Annotated in this window: 10 protein-coding genes and 1 pseudogene; 8 read left to right on the top strand and 3 right to left on the bottom strand. The window is 33.0% G+C overall.

The annotated features are described in order from the left end of the window. Positions 1-85: 85 nt before the first annotated feature. Both wmk and mutL read right to left on the bottom strand, forming a co-directional pair. Positions 86-1,021: pseudogene (gene wmk / locus OOK87_RS00825) on the bottom strand (WO male-killing family protein Wmk); the annotation flags it as partial. Between the two features lie 72 nt (positions 1,022-1,093). Continuing rightward, entirely contained in the window at positions 1,094-2,890 is a 1,797-nt protein-coding gene (mutL, locus tag OOK87_RS00820) for a DNA mismatch repair endonuclease MutL (RefSeq protein ID WP_264687782.1), read from the bottom strand. Between the two features lie 429 nt (positions 2,891-3,319). Here mutL and OOK87_RS00815 point away from each other — a divergent pair, with 429 nt between their 5' ends. Together OOK87_RS00815 and OOK87_RS00810 are read left to right on the top strand one after the other, a co-directional pair. Further along, positions 3,320-5,920 carry an ankyrin repeat domain-containing protein gene (locus OOK87_RS00815; RefSeq protein WP_264687709.1) on the top strand — a complete coding sequence of 867 codons (2,601 nt, stop codon included), beginning with the start codon at positions 3,320-3,322 and terminating at the stop codon, positions 5,918-5,920. 95 nt (positions 5,921-6,015) lie between these two features. Beyond that, positions 6,016-7,095, top strand: a complete 1,080-nt coding sequence (locus tag OOK87_RS00810; protein ID WP_264687781.1) for an ankyrin repeat domain-containing protein — start codon at positions 6,016-6,018, stop codon at positions 7,093-7,095. Positions 7,096-7,280: 185 nt separating this feature from the next. Here OOK87_RS00810 and OOK87_RS00805 read toward each other — a convergent pair whose 3' ends face one another. Next, positions 7,281-7,412, bottom strand: coding sequence for a hypothetical protein (locus OOK87_RS00805; RefSeq protein ID WP_256359308.1), 132 nt, complete (start codon positions 7,410-7,412; stop codon positions 7,281-7,283). A gap of 55 nt (positions 7,413-7,467) precedes the next feature. Between OOK87_RS00805 and OOK87_RS00800 the strand changes: the two genes are divergently transcribed. From OOK87_RS00800 to OOK87_RS00775, 6 genes are all read left to right on the top strand, one after another. Continuing rightward, a complete protein-coding gene (locus OOK87_RS00800) occupies positions 7,468-16,065 on the top strand; it encodes an ankyrin repeat domain-containing protein (protein WP_264687780.1) in 8,598 nt (2,865 codons plus the stop codon). A gap of 374 nt (positions 16,066-16,439) precedes the next feature. Continuing rightward, positions 16,440-19,280 carry an ankyrin repeat domain-containing protein gene (locus OOK87_RS00795; protein WP_264687778.1) on the top strand — a complete coding sequence of 947 codons (2,841 nt, stop codon included), beginning with the start codon at positions 16,440-16,442 and terminating at the stop codon, positions 19,278-19,280. Positions 19,281-19,722: 442 nt separating this feature from the next. Next, positions 19,723-20,178, top strand: coding sequence for an Hsp20/alpha crystallin family protein (locus OOK87_RS00790; protein ID WP_264687777.1), 456 nt, complete (start codon positions 19,723-19,725; stop codon positions 20,176-20,178). A 210-nt stretch (positions 20,179-20,388) separates the two neighbouring features. Then, the gene (locus tag OOK87_RS00785) at positions 20,389-20,529 is read left to right on the top strand and encodes a hypothetical protein (RefSeq protein WP_264687776.1); all 141 of its coding nucleotides are present in this window, start codon (positions 20,389-20,391) and stop codon (positions 20,527-20,529) included. After that, entirely contained in the window at positions 20,513-20,659 is a 147-nt protein-coding gene (locus OOK87_RS00780) for a hypothetical protein (RefSeq protein ID WP_264687775.1), read from the top strand. Before OOK87_RS00785 ends, OOK87_RS00780 begins: the two co-directional genes overlap by 17 nt. Before the next feature lie 254 nt (positions 20,660-20,913). Then, a complete protein-coding gene (locus OOK87_RS00775; protein ID WP_264687774.1) occupies positions 20,914-21,120 on the top strand; it encodes a hypothetical protein in 207 nt (68 codons plus the stop codon). The last annotated feature ends 344 nt before the right edge of the window (positions 21,121-21,464 follow it).

The raw sequence follows: 21,464 nt of genomic DNA, 5'->3' as shown, positions 1-21,464 counted from the left end.
GAGTGAAGTCAAATCAATTTTTCAATCTTTTTTACTTATTTTTTCATCAAAAAGTAAAGATATTAATAGATACTGATTTTTTATTTTAAATTTGTTGAATTTCGTCTAAAGAGATGCCCACTGTTTTTAAAATAATATTGATAGAAATTCCTTCCTTAACTAAATTCTTTGCAATTTTCATCTTTTCTACTCTCTTCACTTTCTCTTTGCAAACTTGTATGCTTTCAAACAGAGATTTTATTAGTACATGACGTAATTCTTGGCTTTTAATCTTTTTGTATTCTTCTATTAACCTTGATAGTTCCACTTCACTATTCTCATTTTCTCTTGTTTCTGGAAGCAGATCTGTAATATTAATTAATAGCATCTTTGCTATTTCATCTAACATTTCAAGTGAAACAGCAGCTCGTCCTTGTTCATATTCATATATTCTTTGATTTATTACGCCCACTTTGCTTGCTAAATCTTCTTGAGTGTATCCTCGTATCAATCTCCATTCTTTTATTCTTTGACCTACTTTATACGGAATAGAAATTTTTTTCTCATCATTATCATATTCATCAATAGATAAACTGGTCGTTTGAGAGATAACATGAGCAGAAACTCCTTCCTTAACTAAACCCTTTGCCACCTCTACTTTTACTGCCTTTCCACTTTCTTCCTCACTAATACGGATGAATTTAGTTAATAAATAAAACGTTTCACGTAATTCTTGGTCCTTAATCTCTTTATGTCTTCTTACTAGATTTAATATCTCTTCTTCCTCATACCTTTCCTCATTTGATACTTCTTGTCCGCAAGCTAGATCTCTAGCAGTTGTTGATAATGCTTCTGCTAATTCATATAACTTCTTAATTGAAATTCTGCGTGTTCCTTTTTCATATTGCAGTATTACCTGATATGTTGTATCGATTTTTTTTGCTAAATCTTTTTGAGTATATCCCTTTGCTAACCTACGATTTCTTACTTCCTGTCCTATTACTTTGTAATCTAAAAAATTAGAGCATTTATTCTCTTTTTTTCACATTTTATACTCCATAACCAGAAGAGCTGTTACGTATACTTAATTGGGAACCTTTTTGACAAACTGAACTCATCTCCTTTCAAACAATTTTTCTATATCAATTAGTTTCATTTCTATATAAGTTGGTCTTTCATGACCAGAATATGGAGTTTTCTCAATTTGTCTTAGTATCTCATTCATCTCTTCCAATTTCATTTTTCTTCCTGCTCCATGGCAAGCGATTGTGGCTGATATTTTATTCACCTTATCCTCTATTGGCAACGTATCTTCCATTTCCATTAACTTATCTACTATATCAACTAGCATCTCTTTTATATCTATTGTTCCCAAGATTGCAGGTATTTCTTTTATCGTTACTTTATCTTCTGATTGTATTTCAATATCAAAACCCATTTCAAAAAGCTCATCTTTATAAGTTTTAACCATCCCCATTCCAGCTTGGTTTTTAATTTCAACTGTTTCAGGAAGAAGTTTTTGTCTTTTTATGCTTGATTTTTGCTTTAAGCACTCGTATATCAACCTCTCATAGGCTGCATGTTGATCTACTATAATCAGCCTATCTCCAGCCTCAGCAATAATGTAAGTATTGTGGACCTGACAACGTGCATATCCTAGGGGATGATCCTCTACCAAATCAATTTGCTTCCTTTCTAAAACCATCGTTCCCTTTTGGGGTGGGGATTCTCCATACTTAAAAGTTTCTGGTAAGCTTTGCCTTCTTTCATCTGGTGCATTGAATTCTTTCATTAGACGATTTTCTAAAAGACTTGGTCTCTTTTCATAAAACTCTTTTTGATCTTTTTTCTCTTGACTATCAACCTGCTCTTGGCTTTTACTATCATTAAAAATTAGCTCCTCTTCAATACCTTGATCACCCGCTGCAAATCTCGTTGATAGTGTTTTTATTATCCCTCTTCTCACTATTTCATATATTAGCCTTTTATTCTGAAATCTTACTTCCGATTTATTTGGATGCACATTTACATCTACTTGGTCATATGGTACTTCTAAATGCAACACTGCAAAAGGATACCTATTGTTTGGAATAAAATCGTGATACGAATATCTAATTGCACCAACAAGTAGATTGTCTTTTATTGGCCTTCCATTAACAAACGTATAAATCTGAGTTGAGTTGCCACGATTGACATTAGGTTTACAGATGTGTCCCTTAAGTTTGATGCCTTCTTCTTCCTCTTTAACTTCCAGTGAATTGCTTTGAAATTCTTCTTCTATTTCACATAATCTGTTGAACAGCGAAGTTTGCTTAACATATTTTAAGAGCTTTTTATTACCAGAAGTGAGAGTAAACCCAATACTATAATTAATCATCGCTAAGTTATTCACAATATCAACAATACTTTGTGTTTCTGCCCTTTCGGTTTTTAGAAACTTTAGTCTATTTGGTGTAGCAAAAAATAAGTCACGAACTTCAATATATATACCTTGCAACAAAGAACAAGGGGTAATCTCTCTTATTTTTTCTCCTCCCTCATACCTTATAGACCATGCTTCCTTTGCTCCACTTGCCTTAGACGATAATTTCATTCTGCTTACTGCTGCAATTGAAGGTAAAGCTTCTCCCCTAAACCCAAGGTGCTTGATTTCTATTAACTCACTATCGCTTAATTTTGAAGTGGCATGCCTCATAAATGCTAGTTCTAAGTCGTCCTTTTCTATTCCATTTCCATCATCTGTCACAGTTATAAGGTTACGTCCACCACTTTCTATTTTGATCTCTATCTCTGAACTTCCAGCATCTATTGCATTTTCTACTAATTCCTTTACTACACTCGCTGGCCTTTCTATTACCTCTCCCGCTGCTATACGATTTATAGTTTTTGTGTCTAAAAGAATTATTGCCATATTTTCAACTCTCAGTCTGATCAGTTTAATATCAATTAAAATCAGATTGTCTATTAAATTCTATTCTAAGCCCTTTCATGAAGATCATTAGAATTATGTATAATTATTAATGCTTTTTAAGTGGATTTCCTATTGTTCTTTCTAAGTTCCTTGGTGCACGTAACGGTTATTCTTTAAAAAGAATATTGGCTACTGAGAAGAATGAAGACATCTTCATCAGAAAAAAAGGGGCAAAAACAGAGAAATTTGATGTAGCTACTTAAGGCAGGTGTCTCTATTGCAGATGAGACACCTAATCTATCCATGATCAAATAAAAAAGTTATAAGCATACAGGTTGGATTACAGTATCTTTTTTAAGAAGAAGATTTATCTTGCTTAAAGACTTGTAGATGCTATATTTTACGTAAATTCTTCAATGCGAGGCCTTTATGTTTACTAATAGAATATCTAATAGTCTGGATCAGCTGCAATTTTTTGTAGAGTTTTTAAATGAAAACTATGAAACTCAGAAACATCTTAGTCTTACACCGCTACATTTAGCAGCAGGAAATGGTCAGTTGGATTTAGTCAACACTTTATTAGGAGAGGGTTTAGATATTAACTCAGAGATTAAGTACGATGGCTTTACGCCACTGTATTTTGCAATTGCAAAAAATCGCTTAGAGATGGTTAACTTTCTTATTGCTCATGGAGCAGATGTAAACCATAAGACCATTCTAGGCTTTACACCTTTAAGTTTTGCATCCCAGCAAGGATATTTAGATATAGTCAACACCTTGATTGCAAATGGAGCAGATCTTAGTACTAAAACAGATAAACTTCATACACCTTTACACCTAGCAGCAGAGAATGGTCATCTAGATATAGTAAATGTTTTTATTGAAAAGGGATTAGATGTTAATGCTGTAAATAATGATCGAGCAAGACCTTTGCATTCTGCAGTACAAAATGGTAACCTCGAAGTAGTTAAAGCTCTTATTTCACAAGGGTCTAATATTAACGCTGGATCTTCAGGCATAGGTAATCGTAAAGTTGATGCAAACATTACACCCTTACATCTGGGAACACAAACTGGTAGGTTAGATATAGTTAAAGTTCTGCTTGAAGCGGGAGCAAACGTTAATGCAAAAACAGATGATAAGATTACACCTCTACATTTAGCGTCTCAAAATGGCTTTTTAGAGTTAGTAGACATTTTACTAAAAGCAAAATCTAATGTTAATGCTAAGGATTATGAGAATCTTACACCTCTACATTTAGCAGCAGAACGTAATCACTTTGGAGTAGTTAAGTCTCTTCTTCTCGTAAGGGGAATTGATGTTAATGCTAAAGGCCACGATCATTCCACAGCTTTACATATAGGATCTCAGAATGGTCACTTAGAAGTAGTGAAGCTACTAATAGAGAAAAAAGCCAATGTTAATGCTAAAAAAAACGAAGGTTTTACACCTTTGCATCTAGCAATTCAGCAAAGTCATTTCGAGGTGAGTGATTTTTTAATTAAAAATGGAGCAAACATTAACACCGTGGATGATCAGAATTGGACTCCTTTACATAATGCAGCATATAATGGTTTTTCTTTAAAAATAGTAGAGAGCTTAATTGCAAAAGGAGCAAATATAAATGCAAAGATGGATGATGGTAGAAGAGCTCTACATTTGGCAGCAGAACATAATCGCTTGGAAATAATGAATTTCTTGATTGAAAATGGAGCAGATATTAATGCTCTAGATAACAGAAGTTGGACTCCTCTACATTGTGCAGCATATGATGGTAATTTAGAAGTTGCTAAATCTTTGCTTGATAAAGGAGCAGACATTAATGCTAAAACAGTTAAAAGTACTACACCTCTACACTTTGCAGTAGACCATGATCATTTAGAGGTGGTTGAATTGCTCTTAGAAAAGGAAGCAGATATTAATGCTTTAGATCACACAAATTGGACTCCTTTACATTTTGCAGCAGAAAAAGGTTATGATCAGATAGCAACCGTTCTATTGAAACATGGTGCTGATGTAAATGTAAAAGAAAATCAAAATAAATGCACAGCCCTACATCTTGCAGCTCAATATGGTCATCCTAAGGTAGTTAAAACTCTTATTATAAATGGAGCGGATGTTAATGCAAAAATGGATAAAAATGCTACGCCTTTACACTTAGGGGCACAAATTGGTAATTTAGATATAGTTAGGTCTCTACTTATGAGCGGAGCATACTTTAATGCTAGAGCTGAAGAAGGTAGATATGTTTTACCATTACACTTTGCGGAAAGAAGAGGAAACCCAGAAGTTATAAAATTACTAAAATTGACTGAGAAGTTATTTAAGGCTATAGAAGATAATAATTATTTAGGAATTGAGAGTTCCATTAGAGATGGAGCAATAATTGATTCGAAAAACGTGGATGGAAGAACGCCATTACATTATGCTGTTAATAATGGGCACATAAAAGTTGTAAATATCTTGCTAGCAAATGGAGCTGATGCTACTAAAGTTACTAACAAGGGTAATACACCATTACACACTGCTGCTTCCAAAGGTCATAAAGAAATTATTGAAGCTTTGTTACAACGTGTAAGCCACAATAAATTGAGTGATTTTATTAATGCTAAAACAATAGTTAAAGGCACTACATCGTTGCATGTTGCTACTGAAAATAGCTTTTTCGAAGCTGTAAAATCTTTGTTGAAACATGGTGCAATTTATAACATCAAGAATAAAGAAGGTAAAACACCACTTGATCTTTCTCGAGACCAGAATATTACTAACCTATTGAAATTAGTAGAAGAGCTATTTGAAAATGCAAAAAATGGTAATGTTGAAATTATCAGTAAGCTGAGAGCAATAAAACCCGATGAGCGCGTAGCTGTAACAAATGCTCGTGATGATCAAGGCAAGTCATTAGTCCAGGTTGCAGTAATCAATAAACACTTAAACCTTGCAAGTAGATTATTAGAAATATTAAAAAGTCCAGATCAGAGTTTACAAGATGTCAGCGTAGAAAATAGAGTAAAGAGTTTGAAGTTATAGCTCTCTTAAATGAAACTCTAATGAGGGTGCCAAGATCTAGAAAATATACAAAAATTTTGTTACAAAATAGTGAAATTTAGGAGGATTTTAAAAATATGCTAAATAATAATATTAACAAAGAATTAGAAAAAGCAGTCTATGAACGAAACTTAGAAAAAGTTAAAGCTCTTTTGTCTGCAGGTGCTAATGCTAACCTTAGAGTAGAAATGAATAGAGATACGTTACTTCATACTACTAGTAGTGTAGAAATTACTAAAGAGCTTTTGTTAGGTGGTGCCGAAGTCAATTCAAGAAACATGTATAGTGAAACTCCACTACATTCTTCTATAACACTGGGGAAGGAATTAGAATTAGTTAGAGAACTTCTGAAACATGGTGCTGATGTAAATGCAACAAACCGTAAAGGCAATACTGCACTGAACCATGCTGTAAAAAAAAGTCGTAAAAATCTGGAAGTAGTTAAAGAACTATTAGAATATGGAGCTGATATTAATATAAGAAATCGTGAACGACGGCTTTATGATAATTGTTCCACATCTTTAGATAACGCTGTAAGTGATCTAGCATGCGCTAAATTGTTGATTAAATTTACTTTAGTAAGGAACTTCAATAAGGATTACGGAAAAATTATTGACTTATCTCCTTATAAAGGATGCAGTAATTACAGTAAATTATCAAGTTATCTAGATGACTGTGTTTGTGAAATTCTTCAAATGAAAACAGATGAAATAAAAGATAGCCTTCCACTATATGAATTTGTTACAAAGAACTTCAACATACATGTACTATGTAATAATCAATTATCTGTAAGACTAGCAAAAATTGATTATTCCATACGCTATCCTATATATAATGATATCATATTAGATAAGGTAAACCCTTTTTTAGAAAGAGCAGATTTGTTAAATAAGTTAAGTAAGATACAATTTTATACTAAATTAGATGTGGCAGATCAAGATGCCAAAGAAAAGAAAATTATTCTGGACCATGATTCTACATATAATATAACTGAATATCTATCTAATGATAACTTGTTAAACTTTATAGTAGCGTTTGATGATTCCAATAAACGTACTTTTCAATCTTTAAGTTCCTTAAATAATCGCGTCGAACCTGGTACAAGACTTTATGAAACTTCTATAAGTAATGATACCAAACGTGCAAGATTAGAATAAATACATTTTTTGTCAGTACTAGAGTTTTTTATGAACAACAATTAGTCGCATGGTTCCAGAGAGGTGATACATAAGAGATTGCTATAATGCCAAAACACTAAACTTAGTGCTTTTTTATGTAAGTTGATCATCATTTCTCTTTGTTGTTTTCAAACGGGTTATTATTAGTAGGTGTTACTAAAAATTTAAACAACCAACACATTTCCCACACCCAAAACCAAATGTTGTGAAGGCTTTTCGTCCTGAAATTGCAGGATTAGTAGATATTCTCTCAAAAATATTTTATTAACAAAAGATGCTATTTTAAATTTTGCCATATTAAGTAAACTTTGCTATTCTAATACTGGTGTAAATATATCTCAGAGAGGGTTTATGCATGTACCTAAACAACAAACCAGTTTTTATCAAGAAGATAAACAGTTTTTATCACGTTCTTACACATCAAAAGAGGAGTTTATTAGAGAATATAAAAAGCTCTACCGCAGAAAAGCAAAAGCTGAAGAACTTTATCTCCTGGTTTTAACTGAACTCGAAGAGGCAATATCAGATGGTAATGTCGACAGCTTAAAAAAATTAAGCAATTTTATTGATTACATAAGTGATGCAGAAGATCAAGTAACTTTGAGAGACTATTATGATAATGCTAACAATCCTGTTAAGAGTACTAACTTAGTTATCTTAGCTTGTAAACACAATAAGGTAAAGATTTTAGAATACCTACTTGGCAATAATAGTAAAATTCTCAGTAATTTATCTGTTGGCATCAGAGAAACTACTATATTACCAGATGATGAGGATGAAACATGCCATAATGCGTTTTATTATGCTATACGTTCAGGTAATGTTGAACTTCTTGATACACTCATTAATAAATGGCCAGGTAATTATTTTGCTGTTCATTTCAGGGAATTAGATGAAATTCTTTCACGAGCTTATGAGGAATTAAAACTAAAGAACGTATTCTTGTCAGAAGAGATAGAAATTTTTGTTGAAAATAAGTTGATAAACCTCCGTTTTTTCTCTAGTGCTTCTGGACAAGATCAGAATGTGAAGAGTTATCTTAATAACATAAGAGAGCGGATTGAGTTAGTACTTCAAAATATTAGCCTGTTAAAGGCAGAGTATTCAAACACAGAAAAAGTAGATGAAAAGTTTTTATTCATAGCAAAATTTATTGCACAAAATATTCATATATTAAAGCGGCAGTTGAAATCAACCTACGATAGACTACCTTGGGAAGAAATGGAATTTTGTTTGATCAGTTTTGTTTCTTCTCACATAAAACGACAGGAAATGAATCTATTCTATAATGCCACATTGAATAAAAGTAAAATACTAGACCACTTGGAAAATTTTGCAAAGAAACTTAAAGAAGAAAAAGATATTATAGAAGGTGTGGACATTGGTAAATTTGCTGATCTCCCGAAGTTAAAACGTGAGAGGGTTGTTGCAGAGATCTTTAGCAATTATCCTCAATTTGGAGAGTTGTATAGCGATTATCAACAAATTAGGGATATTCATTCTTTAGAGAAAATAAGTGATTATATAAAGTTGGCATTATCAGCTAATCCTAAAGAAAGGGAAGGACAGTTAATTATTACAAGGGTTTTACAGGTTATTGGTGAATATTTAAAAAACACTCTAGAATCTCCCAAGTTATCTAGCACTACAAGCGAGCTTCTTCTACTATCATTACCAAAGAACACAAGAGAAGTCATTATAGATTTACGTAATTCACTATCACATGCTTACTCGCTCTCTAAAAGAACAGAGATTGAGGAAAATACAGATGTTAACTTTTTTATTGGTGTTCAAAATGATACTAAAAGAATCGATAATGTAATTACTGATATTCTTTACAATAACAAGATTAAAATAGTCATAATATTGCTAAAGAAAATTACCAGTAGTGAAAACTTAGACGAGATAAAAGAAGTTGCTGGAATATTTAGTAACGTTGAATTAGATGAAATGATTACAGAGAGTTTTAAAGTGATGGAACATGATAAGCTTGAAAAACTCATAAAAGAATTAAGCAATAATATAACTGAAAAGACGAATTATGAAAAGGAGCTGTTTAATAAAATTGATAACATAATCAATTTTGCAAAAACTAAATCAAAAAATATCAGAACTGATTATGTTACGGCGTTTATATCATTAAAGAGCTTAGATGTTGGTTTGAATGACAATAAGATTGACCATAATGTTATTAGAGGAATAAAATTCTTTGCTAATAAAACACTAGAGAATATTCCTTCCCAAATAGAGTCTCACAATCTTAAAGAAATAGCCGAACTATCAATGAAAATTTCTCATAGTGTTAGGTCAAGAATACAGGATGACAACCTTGATAAAGTAAATAGATTAACTTGTGAGATTTTTTACATTGCTGAACTTGGAACAGGTGACCTTAAATGGATTGAGGAATTAAGAAACAAGTTGAATGAGAAAGGTTCGTTCATTCCTATACATAAACAAAGGAAGGCTTACAACATAACAGAAGAAAAATACAATAACCAGCTTGAACTGAAGTTATCTGAACTGAAAAGTATTTTGAGGAATAACGCATTAAGTGGCAAGTTAACTGAAAAGCTTCCTTCCTACAAGAGGAATAAAAAGTTGCAAGCAGTAGTAGAAATGCTTGTTCTGGATATAATGTCAATTTTAGGTAGATCAGAGAAGCATCTAGAAAACAATCTACTTTTTTTAGATGATAACACTCCTTTATTAACTGGAAAATGTTTGCGTAATCATTTAGCACACGATAATACCTTAGTTGATGTATTGTTATCTGATCCCTCAATAGCAGTTATCTTGAACGCTAAAAAACTTATTTCAGAAAATGTAATAAAAAGTAAGAAGAAAATTGGCAAGTCGGTAAGAGATGATCCTTCCAAGCTGAAAGATAAATACGATCAAAACCTTATCACTATTACTAATCAGGAAAAAATGTTTGCTGCGTTGGAAGAAGGAAATCTTGAAGAATTAAAGAGTTATCTCAAAAAAGGAGCAGACATCAATGCTAGAAGTATTAACTCATGGACTACATTACATTTTGCTGCTAAGGGACCTAGTCTTGAAATTATAAAATTTGTTCTTAATCAAAATTTAGACGTTAATGTTAAAGATATTAATGGTCAAAGCCCACTACATATTGCTGCTGCATATGGAAGGAAAAATATTGTGGAATTTTTTATAGGAAAAACAGGTGTATATGTTGATGATCTAGATAATAGTGGCAAAACATCACTACATATTGCAGCTAAAAATGGTCACAAAGATGCTGTTGAAATTCTACTAAAAAATAATGCTAATACTAATACCAAAGATATAGCTGGTTTTTCACCTTTACACTATGCAATAAAAAACAATCATATTGATGTTGCTAAGATTATGCTGGAAAAAGAAGCGAATGTTGACATCAACGAAACTATGGGTGGCTTTACTTCACTACATATAGCTGCAGAAAGTGGTTATCTAGGGCTAGTTAATTTTTTACTGAAAAATGAGGCAAATGTTAATGCAAGAAACGATAAGGAGGGAATACCATTACATACAGCAGCACTAAATGGCCACCTAGAAGTAGTGAATGCTTTAATTCTCAAAGGAGCCGATGTTAACTCCAGAGTTATAGATGGTTGTACACCATTACACTATGCAATAGAAAACGGTCATGAAAAGATAGCTAATATTTTATTGAAGCATGGAGCTAATGTTAATGTTGTTGACAAAACCTATAATAACACACCTTTGCACTACGCAGCAAAAGATGGACATGAGAAAATTGTTAAGGCTTTACTGACAAATAAGGCAAATGCTAGTATTGCCACTGTGGAAGGTATAACCCCACTACATTTTGCAGTGCAGAGTGGCCACTTGAAGATAGTTGTTGCTCTTCTCGAGCATGGGGTTAACATTCGCGCTAAAGATAAAAATAATGCTACGCCATTACACTATGCAGCAGAGAGTGGTCATAAGGCAGTTGCTGAGCTTTTAATAAAAAATGGAGTAGAAATCAATGATAAAGCCAATAATAATCTAACACCATTACATGTAGCTGCTCTGAAAGGTCACAAAGATATTATTGAACTCCTAATAAGAAATAAAGCTGAAGTTAGAGCTCAAGACATTAAGGGTAGTACACCATTACATGCAGCTGCGATGAATGGTAGCAAAGATATTATTGATCTTCTAATAAAAAATAAAGCTGAAGTTGATGCTAGAACTAATGATGGCATGACGCCATTGCATGTAGCTGCTCTAAGTGGACATAAAGACGCTATTGCTTTTCTAATCAAAAGTAAAGCTGAAGTCAATACTAGTGCTAATTATGGTCTTACACCTTTACATGCAGCTATTGTAGGGGGTCACAAAGATATTGTGAACCTTTTAATAAAAAATGAAGCCAAAGTTAATATGGAAGGTATTGCAGGTAGTACACCATTACATGTAGCTGTGGAGGAAGGTTATAAAGAAATCGTTGGAATTTTGGTAGCAAATAGAGCCAATGTTAATGTTAAGAGTAACAACCTAACACCATTGCTTTCTGCTATTAAGCATAATCATAAGGAAATCGTTGAAGTTCTTGTAGAAAATGGAGCTAGTGTTAATGCAGAAGGTGGTGAACCTTTATCATTAGCAGTGCTCGCTGGTTATAGGGATATTGTAGAGATTTTGCTAAAAAACAAGGCCCGTACTAATATGAAAGGTCCTGAAGATGCTACACTATTACATTTGGCTGCTAAAAGAGGTCATAAGGAGATAGTAAATGCTCTGATAACAAAAGGAGCTAATGTTGATGCTATGACTATTAATAGTACAACACCATTATATCTTGCGGCACAAGAAGGCCATGAAGAAGTTGCTGAAATTTTGATAGCAAACAAGGCTAACGTTAACTTTGTAAATGTTGAAGGTGCTCCACTACATATAGCTGCAGGACACGGCCATGTTAATGTTATTGAAGTCCTATTAAGTAATGGAGCAAAAGTTAATGTTAAGGACAATAAGAGCAGAACACCTTTAGAATTAGCAGTGTCACATGGTCATTTGCAAGTGGTTAAAATGTTACTGCAGTATAAAAAAGTAGATATGAATGCTAAAGGCAATGATGATTGGACTATACTGCACATTGCTTCACAGGAAAGTAACTTGGAAATGGTAAAATGTCTAGTAGATGAAGGGTCTAATATTAATGCTAAAAATGCCTCTGGATCAAAGCCTATACACATTGCAGCTAGAGAAGGTTATAAAGATACCGTAGAGTTTTTCCTTAGCAAGGGGTTGAGTATTAATGAGCTTGGTACAGCTAACCAGACATTACTACACTATGCTGCAATGAAAGGTCGGTTAGAAGTTGTAAAGTATTTGATAGCACAAGGTGCTGACGTTAATGCTAAAGATACTAATGGCTTAACCCCTATGCATATTGCTGCTAATTTTGGTTATAAAGACGTTATTGAAGTTTTATTAAAAAATGGTGCAGTTTATAACGCTGTTGACAAGCTTTGTAGAAGACCATTAGAAATGACTAACGATAAAGACGTTATCAATCTATTAGCATCAACTGAGAAATTATTTGAGGCTGTAAAACGTAATAGCTCTTCAGAGGTTGAGAATTACATTAAAGCAGGAGCGTTTGTTAATGCCAAAAATGCTGATAGTGTAACACCATTATATTATGCTGCATGGAAGGGCTATGATGGAGTTGTCAATATTCTATTACAAAATAAAGCTAATCCTAATGTGGTTGGTAACAAGGGGTTTACTCCTCTGCATTATGCTGCTAAGTTCTCTCACTTAAAAGTTGTAAAGGCCCTATTATCTAATGGTGCAGTATACAATGCTGTCTCTGACAGTGGGAAAACACCATCAGATTTTACTGTGGATAAAAGTATAACTAGCTTATTTAAACTAGTCAGTGAATCATTTAAAAAGGTTAAAGATGGTAATGCTCAAGTTATTAATGACCTAAATAAGATAAAGGATATTGATACAGTAAAAGCAGTGATGAGTGCTCGTAATAGAGAGAACAAAACGTTAGTAGTTGCTGCAGTACATAGTAACTTTTCAAAAGTCGAGCAGTTGAAGCAGATATCGCAAAGTGACGTATCCGCTCAGATTGATACAGCTTTAGTGCTCTTGAATCAAGGCAATTACCAAAAAGCCTTAAGTATTTTCAGAAGCGCATTTGAAAGAAGAAAAGAAATACTAGGACCAGACAATCCTGGTACTTTAGATATTCAGACATATATAGCCAAAGTGCTATATAAGCAAGGAATTTACCAAGAAGCTTTAAATATGCTTAAAGAGATTTTTCAGAAACAAAAAGAAATGCTGGATTTAAACGATAAGGATACTTTAAGTACAAGAAGTACAATCGCTTTAGTGCTGCATAGACAGGGGAAAGATGAAGAAGCTTTTAATATTTATCAAGAAGTCTATCAGAGACAAAAGGAAATACTAGGGTCAAATCATTCAGATACCTTAAATACTCAGTTTCACATGGCATTAGTATTAGATAAACAGGGAAAATATGAAGAAGCGTTAAATATCAATAGGGCAGTTTTTGAAAAGAGGAAAGAAACACTAGGTACACATGATCTAGCCACTGTGAGTGCCAAAAATAATATAGCAATGGTACTAGCTAACCAAGGTAAATACGAAGAGTCCTTAAAAATCTATAAAGAGGTTTTTGAAAAGAAGAAAATAATTTTAGGTATTAATCATGCTGATACCTTGAGAACGTTACATAACATTGCTGGGGTACTCTTCAATCAAAATAAATATCATGAAGCCTTGAAAGCTTTTCAAGAGGTTTTAAATATCCAGAAAAAAGCTTTACAACAAAATCACCCAGAAACCTTGAATACTCAATACAACATAGCAAATGTACTTTTTGCTCAAGGGAAATGGATCAGCGCACTTAAAGTCTACAGAGAAAGTTTTGATCAAAGAAAAGCTGTTTTTGGACCAAGTCATCCGAGTGTTTTAGATATTTTAAAAAAGATAGAGATGATTAATTTTAGATTTAAGCTTGAGGGTAGCGAAGCATCAGAGGTTCTCCAGCATCTGCAGAAAGATATCAACATTGCTGCTAGTAAAGGTGATATACGAACTGTTCAGCGTCTGTTAAAAGATGGAGCTGATGCCAACGATAAAGATATTGATGGAAGAACACCGTTGCATTACGCTGTTAGCAATGGACACATAGATATTGTAAACATCTTACTAACAAATGGAGCTAATGTTAGTCAAGTTACTAATAAAGGTAATACACCATTACACACTGCTACTTCCAAATGTTACAAAGAAATTGTTGAGGTTCTGTTACAAAATATCAGTCGTGATAAATTAAATGACTTTGTTAATGCTAAAACTACTTCTAGTGGTACTACATCACTTCATGTTGCAGCTAAAGGTGGCTCCTTGGAAGTTGTAAAATCTTTATTAAAACATGGTGCAATTTATAAAATTGAGAACAAAGAAGGTAAAATACCTATTGATCTTTCTAAGGACCAAAGAGTTACTAACTTACTGAAATTGATCGAAGAATTGTTTAGAGATATAAAAAATGGTAATGTTGAATCTATCAGCAAGCTAAGAGCAGTAAAACCTGATGAGTTCTTAGCTATAACAAATGCTCGTAATAATCAAGGGAATACATTATTGCAAGTTGCTATAGCCAATAAACATAAGAATATTGCAACTAAATTGTTAAAAATGCTGAAGGAGCCAGATCAAGTTCAATCACAGTTTAGCCCTGAATGTGAGTTGGATCAACTTGAGAAGCTTAAAAGTGCTACAGAGGTGCATATCCGTTTTTCTGAGCTTTACCTTCCTATGTTGCGTAGCATGTCGCAACCATATAGTTCAGAAAAGAATACTTCTCCTTGGAAAACTCTTAAGGAAGGTTCTTATTACCTAGGAAATGCATATCGCTTAGTTGAGGTATACAAAGATTGTGTACCTGGTTCGATAAATAATAAAAGCATACAGTCAGTAAATGATATGCTAGTAGCACTAGAATTTGATCCAAAACACATAACGTCAGGGCATACAGATGAAGCTTACGGTGGGAAGGCTGAATGCTTCGTTTCCAAAGGGCAAGGTACAAAATATTATAAGTTATTGCATAGTGAGTTAAAGAAAGATGTAAGATCGTTCATAGAAATAGTTGAACTTAATATTGACATTCCTGTAAAAAGGTTTTTAGAGTCAATCAATCAGAGGTTACAGTCTGCTTTTTCTGAAAAGTTACTTGAGGCCATAGAAAATGACAATCCTTTAGCGGTTGAGAATTGCATCAAAAGAGGGGTAATTGTTAACTTCAAAGATACCGATGGAAGAACACCATTACACCATGCTGTTAACAACGGCAACATAGATGTTGTAAGTACCTTATTAAAAAATGGAGCTGAAGTTGCTCAAATTACTAACAAGGGCAATACGCCATTACATATAGCTTCTTCCAAAGGTTACAGAGAAGTTGTTGAAGTTTTATTACAATATGTAAGTCGTGATAAATTAAATGACTTTATTAATGCTAGAACAACTTCTGGTGGTACTACATCACTTCATGTTGCGGCTAAAAATGGCTTCTTAGAAGTTGTAAAATCTTTATTAAAACATGGTGCAACTTACAACATTGAGAATAAAGAAGGCAAAACACCTATTAATCTTTCCAAAGATCAGAAAGTTGCTAACTTCCTGAAATTAGTTGAAGAATTGTTTGAAGGTACAAAAAAAGGTAATGTTGAAATTATCAACAAGCTAAGGGTAGTAAAGCAAGATGAATTTTTAGCTGTAACGAGCGCTCGTAATAATCAAGGAAATACATTATTGCAAGTTGCTATAGCTAATGGACATAAGAATGTTGCGGGTAAATTGTTAGAAATGCTAAAAAAGCCAGATCAAAATTTACAAGACGTCAATATAGGAAGTGGGGTTAAAAGTTTGAAACTTTGAATAATACTATTGAAATATTTATATATAACCTAAGTTAATATTATACTTAAATCAGTTACAATATCTGAGTTTCAGCAAGCCATAGAGTCAAATTAAGGAATATAGAAAAAAGTACAAATTTTTGGTACATGGGCTACTTTATACTCCACATCACAGCTACAAGTTTACCATTTTATTCTATTAGACATATTTATTGCGTTAAAGGAGAGTATATGTAAACACCTGGATTTATTACAGAAACTAAAACACTGCAAGATAGTAAAAATATTATGTTTAAACTAATTTGACTTATATTATATACTGTGGATAATATATCATATATTTATGATTATATTAATATAAGGAAAATGTTATAATCTGGAGGGTAAGTAGTTATGCTAGGCAATGATAATACAAGCTACAGTTTAATTTCTGCAGTTCGTGAAGGAAGACTAGAAAGAGCAAGGGAGTTAATTAATTCTTTTGGACTATCTTATTCACAAGCATGGTCAGAAGGATATGTTTTACTTCGTGATGCTATTGAGAATAAACATACAGCGGTTACTAAACTACTTTTAACAAACGGTTCTAAAGTTAACAGCAAAAACAAAAAACCTTCTAATACTCCACTTCATTTTGCTGCTATAAATGGTGACATAGAAATTGTTAAGATGCTTCTAGACAGAGGTGCTAAAATTGATGCTAAAAATCAGTATGGCAGAACTCCGCTTCACAATGCGATTGAAAATAAGAAAATGGAAATTACTGAACTACTTTTAAATCGTGGAGCTAACATTAACGTCAGAAGCAATGATGGTATAACTCCTCTTCATATTGCAGCTGAGAGAGAGTATTTACAGATTGTTGAGCATCTTTTAAAATATGGAGCTTATGTTAATTGTGTGTGTACTTCAACATGGAAAAAAGGTTATGCACCACTGCACTTTGCTGTTGAAAAAGGTAGTAAAGAAGTTATCACGTTGCTTTTAAGTAGAGGTGCTAATGTTGATGTTAAAGGGGAAGATAGTATAACCCCTCTTCATATTGCTGCTAAGAAAGGATATATGCATATTGCCGAAGATCTTCTAAACCATGGTGCTTGTACTCATTCTTTCACATTGAAGGAAGGATATACGCCACTACATTTTGCTTCTGAACTAGGCAATGAAGAAGCTGTGAAATTATTCTTGAATAAAGGTGCTGATATTAATGCTAGCACAAATAGTAATTTAACGCCACTTCATATTGCTACCAAAACAGGACGTAAAACAGTTGTAAAGCTGCTCTTACAACATGGAGCTAAAGTTGATAATCAGGACAAAGATGGCAAAACCACACTACACCTCGCTGTTGAAAAAAGATATTTAATGATTGTTGAGGATGTTTTAAAGTATTGTCCTGATATTAATCATCAAAGTAACAGAAGCTCTCTTAAAATCGCAGTGTACGGCTATGGAGAAGAGTGTAAAAAGATTGTTGAGGCTCTTCTAGAATATGGCCTTATTGTTAACCCAGAAGATGCAAATAATCCTAAGTTATTACATGCTGCTGTTGAAAAAGGATATTTGAAAATTATTGAAGACCTATTAAAGTATGGTGCTGACGTTAATACGTTATACAATTCAACATTTAAAGAAGGTTTTACACCTTTACATAGTGCAGCCAAAAACAAACAGGAAGAAGTAGCTAAATTGTTGATAAGCTATGAAGCTGACATAAATGCTCAAGATAAAACCGGAAAAACTCCAATATTTTATGCTATTGAGAATGCCGATTTAAAAATTACCAAGCTACTTTTAACTAATAGAGCTAATATAAAAGATAGTCCTGATCTATTGAATATTGCTGTTAAGAAGGAATGCATAGAAATCGTTGAAGCTCTTTTGCAACACGATACTGATATTAACGCTAGTGATAAATATGGAAGAACAGCATTGCATTTTACTGCTTTAAGTGAGAGTGAAGGTTTTTTTGGATTTCTTACTAATGAAGATCCTGATATTAATATTAAGGGAGAAATTGCTAAACTGCTTCTAAGTAAGGGAGCTAATATAAATGCTCAAACCAAAAATGGTATTACGACGCTTCATGCTGCTGCTCAGAAAGGATATACGAAAGTTGTTGAAGCTCTTTTAGAATATAATGCAGATGTTAATTCTACAGTTAAAAGTGATATAACACCTCTCCATCTTTCTGCTCAACAAGGAAATGAAGTAATTAGCAAAATGCTCTTGAACAAAGGAGCTAACGCAAACGCTAAGCAAAAAGATGGAATAACTGCACTTCATATTGCAACTCAAAAAGGCCATAAAGAGGTTGTAAAAGTATTGCTAGAATGCGGTGCTAAAGTTGGTTCTAAAATTAAAAGTGACATAACACCACTGCACCTGGCTGCTCAAAAAGGTTACCAGGAAATTATTGAGACTGTCTTGAAATTTGGTGCTGATATTAACTCTAGAGATGAGTATGGCAGAACAGCACTTCACATTGCTTCTAAAGAAGGACATGAAGAAGTTGTTACAACTCTTTTGGAATATGGCTCTGATATTAATATTACGAGTAGAAATAATCATACACCACTTGATTCTGCTATGGCTGGTATAAGGTCATTCTATAGTCAACTCAACAACTATGACTCTGATGATGATGGTTATTACGATCCTGATCGTGGTGTCTGTTCGTGTGAAGTAACTGCTGAAGCTCTTAAACGCCACATAGTTAAAATGAAAACCGCAAATTTATATGTAAGTGAAAAAAATTTACTATCAATGAGTATCAGTGGTGAAATAAGTGGCTTTCAGGATGAATGTGAGGAAGAAATAGCAAGGATGAAGAGTGAGAAGATTAATAATCCTAACATTTCATTTTATGATATCTTGGCAAAAGGTACAAGCTCATTAGCAATATATATGAGGAATGAAAATATAGTGCAGGTTTTAAAATCAGACGACTATAAAACAAAATTTCCAATATATTCTAGTATGATCGAAAGTCATTTCAGAAAGGGTATGGAAAGAAAAGAGTTACTTGAACAAGGCAATAAAATTTTCCATTTTCTCTTTAACAATTTTCCTGAGTTACTATATGACTGTACTGAAAAAATATTTAGCTACCTGAGTAACGAAGACTTAAGAATTTTGATAGATGCTTGTAACCCTCTTAGCATCAGTAATCCTAATACTAATATTAACAATGTAGTGATTACCTCAAGTACATCTCAAGTACAGTACGTTTAAGTTAAGGAAAAATAGCAGAACAAGCTACTTTCAACATTAAGTAATGGCTTTAGTAATTTAAAGATTATTTTAAAGGTTTTATGGGAATATTCAAAAAAGTATACGTGTCAAGTTAAGGAAAAATGAGCAAATTTAGTGCACTAAAAGTTGGGGAATATTAAATAAATCATTGGAGGTAAGTTTGGAAAGTAAAATACTTATCAAATGAAGATGAAGAAAATAATCGCAGAAATGGGAGGAATGCAATAACTCTACGTACTACAATTAATCTAGTTTATAGCATTACCCATGGTAATCCAAATAAGATTTTTTTCTCATAATCAAGTCATAGTAAATTGGAACAACTTTTCACATCTAACAAAAGCTCTGACTTTAGATTTAGGATTGAAATTAGTAAGTAGAATGATTATGTAATGCATATATTAGTGAAAGGAGGTACAACATGAGTAATATAGTTCATTCAAATAAAAACAATAACTGTGATAACTTTAGTGTAAGAGGACTACAAAGAGCCGTTGATAACATATTTGATAGCTTCTTTACAGGATGGGACTCAGAGCTTTCCAGAAGAGGTAGTAGTCTATTACCAGCTTGCGATTTTTATGAAACAAAAGAAAGCTATTGTCTCTCACTAGAGCTACCAGGTATTTCCAAAGAAAGCATAGACATTAGTATATCTAGCGATAGCTTAATAGTGAAGGGTGAAAAGACGTGTAATAACGAGTCAAAAGATAAGCAGTTTTACCATCGAGAAAGATACTATGGATCTTTCTATAGGTCTATTCAGCTTCCAGTAAATGTAGAGCAAGATAAAGTGTCTGCTAATTTTTCAGATGGAGTATTGCACGTAACCATACCTAAGTCGGAGAAACATATCAAGAGAATTGATGTAAAGTAACCAGTAAGTAATAGCAGGCTTCTAGTTTGAGGCTTGCTACTTTAAATTATTATAGATGGAATGTAATAAAGTTCAATTATCTTTTCTAGATCTAAATTTTTGTCTTAGCGTTTATTATACAGATAGTGTAAAGCCTTTGTTACGCTTACATATTGTCAATAATCTATTAATAACTCTTATGGTATAATTGACTTTGAAGAAAGAGGGAGTATGAGTGAGGCAAATCCAATAGTTACATTGAAGGCTAAAATTAAAGAATTTGGTTTTAGTGAATTAAAGGCTGGTGAGAGCAATAAATCAGCAAACTCTGGTGAAACAATTCGATTTTCCAAGAATGAACTTTGTTATTAATGGAAAAATTATAGATACAGTTTTAACCTCTGCGTTAATGGAAGGAGCTCAATATCGCAAAAGCAACCTTTTTAATAGTTATGATATATACAGTAATGAAACTGCAAGAAAAAAAAACAAAGAGAAATAGATACAGATTATGGTAGAGCTTTTGTTGATTCAGTCCTCAAGGATCTTGAAAAAGAACTTGCATATAATGCATTATGTGAATTATGGGAAAGTCACTGCAAAGATTCTGAAATTCCTGATAATCAGAAAACCAACTCATATTGGAAAGATTTCGAGAGATTTTACAATGCTGGAAGAGAGCATCTGCATCTATTACTAAAAGTAGGAGATGAGAATAAGAACTATCGCCCATTTGTAAAAGAAGTTTTTAAGGAAATGTTCCAATACGCAGAAGCAAGTGTTCCAAATGACTCTATTTTAGAAGAAATAATCACTAATTGTAACCAAGCGGGGTATGAATTTGCTGTAAGCATCCCTATTCTTGAAAGTTCACTCTTGGAATATGGATTAAAAGGGGAATATAGCAAGAATAAAACAATGTCTATTGATTGTGCTGATCCAATCCTACTTTCCCCTTTATAATTTTTTAGTTCCTTAGGAATAGTAAGTAATAATTTGCCATCTTTATAGGTTACACCATCTTTACCATATTGAGACTCAAGTACAAATTCAAGTGAAGTCTATAGATCGCATATTTTTTCTCCTGGGTTATCAAACTTCGTTACGGACACTAACATATCAGATTTTACTTTTGTACTGATTTTGTTTGATATTATTAAAGAATATTTTCAAAAATTCTGCGAAAAATTAGGATTTAAATTCGAGATAAAAACACAAAAAATAGAGCATGATTTGGACGATTCGCTGAAAGTAAATAGTCATCTTGAAAGCCTAAGACCACCTATTTGTAGTAATAATTATGCTCT

Source organism: Wolbachia endosymbiont (group A) of Sympetrum striolatum (genome assembly GCF_947250715.1).
Classification (GTDB): domain Bacteria; phylum Pseudomonadota; class Alphaproteobacteria; order Rickettsiales; family Anaplasmataceae; genus Wolbachia.
Note: the sequence above shows the minus strand (reverse complement) of the source record. Positions and strands in the feature narration are given on the sequence as shown.

What these genes read in the sequence shown, in the direction of transcription:
- OOK87_RS00790 (WP_264687777.1), top strand. Translation starts at nt 19,723, where the DNA reads ATGAGTAATATAGTTCATTCAAATAAAAACAATAACTGTGATAACTTT.
- OOK87_RS00775 (WP_264687774.1), top strand. Translation starts at nt 20,914, where the DNA reads ATGTTCCAATACGCAGAAGCAAGTGTTCCAAATGACTCTATTTTAGAA.
- OOK87_RS00780 (WP_264687775.1), top strand. Translation starts at nt 20,513, where the DNA reads ATGAACTTTGTTATTAATGGAAAAATTATAGATACAGTTTTAACCTCT.
- OOK87_RS00785 (WP_264687776.1), top strand. Translation starts at nt 20,389, where the DNA reads ATGAGTGAGGCAAATCCAATAGTTACATTGAAGGCTAAAATTAAAGAA.
- OOK87_RS00805 (WP_256359308.1), bottom strand. Translation starts at nt 7,412, where the DNA reads ATGGCAAAATTTAAAATAGCATCTTTTGTTAATAAAATATTTTTGAGA.
- OOK87_RS00795 (WP_264687778.1), top strand. Translation starts at nt 16,440, where the DNA reads ATGCTAGGCAATGATAATACAAGCTACAGTTTAATTTCTGCAGTTCGT.
- mutL (WP_264687782.1), bottom strand. Translation starts at nt 2,890, where the DNA reads ATGGCAATAATTCTTTTAGACACAAAAACTATAAATCGTATAGCAGCG.
- OOK87_RS00800 (WP_264687780.1), top strand. Translation starts at nt 7,468, where the DNA reads ATGCATGTACCTAAACAACAAACCAGTTTTTATCAAGAAGATAAACAG.
- OOK87_RS00810 (WP_264687781.1), top strand. Translation starts at nt 6,016, where the DNA reads ATGCTAAATAATAATATTAACAAAGAATTAGAAAAAGCAGTCTATGAA.
- OOK87_RS00815 (WP_264687709.1), top strand. Translation starts at nt 3,320, where the DNA reads ATGTTTACTAATAGAATATCTAATAGTCTGGATCAGCTGCAATTTTTT.